We start from the raw sequence: 2,182 nt of genomic DNA on the forward strand, positions 1-2,182 counted from the left end.
GCGACCGTGCGGACGACGACGAGCTCGGCGACCACCCGATCTGGTGCGCGGTCGCCGCTCTGCCCACCCGGCAGCGGCTCTGTGTGGCCTACCGGTATCTGGGCGGCTTGCCGTATGCCGAGATCGCCGCGCTCATCGGTGGCGGTGAGGCGGCCGCGAGGCGCGCAGCGGCCGACGGGGTGGCGGCCCTGAGGCGGACCGTGTCAGAACGGACCGTGCCCGACCAGGCCGTGCAGAGGGCACGAACGATGGAGGAGCCATGACCGGGCACGACGACGTCATCGCCGCGCTCCGCGGTGCTCCCGCGGACACGGACCGGCTGCGCGAGCGCCTGGCGCGCGAGGCGCAGCGAGAGGGACTGGTGGACGTGCTGGTCCGGTCTGTGGACTCGACGATCGGCGGGTTGCTCCTGGCGGCGACCCCGCGGGGCCTGGCGTACGTGGCGTTCGAGGGCGAACCCCGGGACGAGGTCCTGGAGATGCTCGCCACGAAGATCGGGCCCCGGGTCGTGCAGGCGGGTGCCTCCGGTTCGCCGGGCGAGGGCACCGGCGGCGTCGATGCCACAGGAGTTCTCGACGACGCCACGGCCCAGATCGAGGCCTACCTCTCCGGGCGTCGCCGGGAGTTCTCCCTGCCGCTGGACACCGTCCTGGCCACCGGGTTCCGCGGTCTGGTCCAGCGCCGACTGCCCGACGTGGGGTACGGGCAGACTGCGACCTACCGGGAGATCGCCACCGCCCTCGACAAGCCCGGGGCCGTCCGCGCGGTGGGTACGGCGTGCGCCACCAATCCGCTTCCCCTCGTGTGGCCGTGCCACCGGATCCTGCGCTCGGACGGCAGTCTCGGCGGCTACCGGGGCGGGCTCGAGGTCAAGAAGCGTCTTCTGGCGATGGAGTCTGCTGCGTGACCGCGGGACAGGTCGCGGCGCTCTACGGAATCTGGGTGATCGCGGTGATCTCGCCGGGGCCCGACCTCGTCGTCGTCCTCCACCGGTCGCTCATCGGGCGACGCCACGGTGTCGCCACGGCGGTCGGGGTGGTCACCGGGATCGCGGTCTGGCTCGCGGCGGCCTTCGCCGGACTGGCGGCACTGGTGCGCGTCTACCCGCAGGTCATGACGGGTCTGCAGGTGGCCGGCGGGTTGCTGCTGGCGAGCCTGGGGGTGCTCGGACTGCGGGGGTGGTGGCGGGCGCGTCCGGGCGCAGGGCTCGCCGACGTGAACCCCGCCGGCCCGGATGCGCCGGAGCCCACCCCGACCGCCCCCACCCCACTCGACCCGCGACTGCCCGGAACCGACTTCGCCCGCGGCCTGGCCACCAATCTGGCCAACCCCAAGGCACTGGTGTTCTTCGGCGCCGTCCTGACGCCGTTCCTCAGCGGCGAGGTCCCTCCGGGGCAGTCGGTCGTCCAGGTGGCGGGGATGATCACCGTGGCGCTGGTGTGGTTCTGCACCCTCGCCGTGGCGGCGTCGCACCGACGCGTCAACGAGCGGGTCGGACGGGTCCTGCCGACGGTGGACGTGGTCGTCAGCGTGCTGTTCGTGGCGGTGGGGGTGGCGTTCGTGATCGAGGCGCTGACCTGACGATCGGGCGATAGGTTCTGCCACATGACAAGTCCGCCTACCGATCGCGCGTGGTTGCGAGCCGCCCTCGCGGTGTTCGCCGTGGGGTGGGGCGCCAACCAGTTCGCGCCGCTGCTGCTGCTCTACCGCGAGGAGCAGGGCCTCGGACAAACCGAGGTCACCGCGATGTTCAGCGTGTACATCGTCGGGCTGCTGCCGACCCTCCTCGTGGCGGGCCGGTGGTCCGACGCCCACGGTCGACGCGTGCTCATGCGACCGGTCCTCGTCTTGTCCCTGGTCGCCACGGTGCTGATGCTGTTCGGCCCGCAGGACCCGCTGTGGCTCTACCTCGGCCGCTTCCTCGCCGGACTCGCCTCGGGCGCCGCGTTCGGCGCGGGCAGTGCGTGGGTGCGCGAGCTCTCCGCGGGCGCCCCACCCGGGACCGGTGCGCGGCGGGCCGCGATCGCCCTGACCGGCGGATTCGGTCTGGGCGGTCTGGTCGGGGGACTGGTGGGCCAGTTCGCCCCCGCACCCATGCTGTCCCCCTACCTCCCTCACCTGGTGCTCGGGACGATCGCCCTGATGGCCGCCTGGAACGCCGCCGACCCCTACCGTCCACACG

The 2,182-nt window shown here is 73.0% G+C and carries 4 protein-coding genes; all 4 read left to right on the forward strand.

Annotation, left to right across the window (positions count from 1 at the left end):
- A partial coding sequence (locus tag G6028_RS08860; RefSeq protein WP_182658660.1) for a sigma factor-like helix-turn-helix DNA-binding protein occupies window positions 1-263 on the forward strand: 263 nt, incomplete at its 5' end.
- Window positions 260-907 (forward strand): methylated-DNA--[protein]-cysteine S-methyltransferase, encoded by a 648-nt coding sequence (locus G6028_RS08865; RefSeq protein WP_182658661.1) that lies wholly within the window; start codon window positions 260-262, stop codon window positions 905-907. The genes G6028_RS08860 and G6028_RS08865, both read left to right, overlap by 4 nt.
- The gene (locus G6028_RS08870; protein ID WP_182658662.1) at window positions 904-1,581 is read left to right on the forward strand and encodes a LysE family transporter; all 678 of its coding nucleotides are present in this window, start codon (window positions 904-906) and stop codon (window positions 1,579-1,581) included. The genes G6028_RS08865 and G6028_RS08870 overlap by 4 nt, the downstream gene beginning before the upstream one ends.
- A 24-nt stretch (window positions 1,582-1,605) precedes the next feature.
- Window positions 1,606-2,182 (forward strand): MFS transporter (locus G6028_RS08875; RefSeq protein WP_182658663.1); only part of this gene is annotated, 577 nt, incomplete at its 3' end.

The organism is Dietzia cercidiphylli (genome assembly GCF_014145145.1).
Lineage (GTDB): Bacteria > Actinomycetota > Actinomycetes > Mycobacteriales > Mycobacteriaceae > Dietzia > Dietzia natronolimnaea.

Bases quoted from the DNA above. Each gene is read 5' to 3' on its own strand.
- G6028_RS08865 (WP_182658661.1), top strand. From the start codon at position 260: ATGACCGGGCACGACGACGTCATCGCCGCGCTCCGCGGTGCTCCCGCG.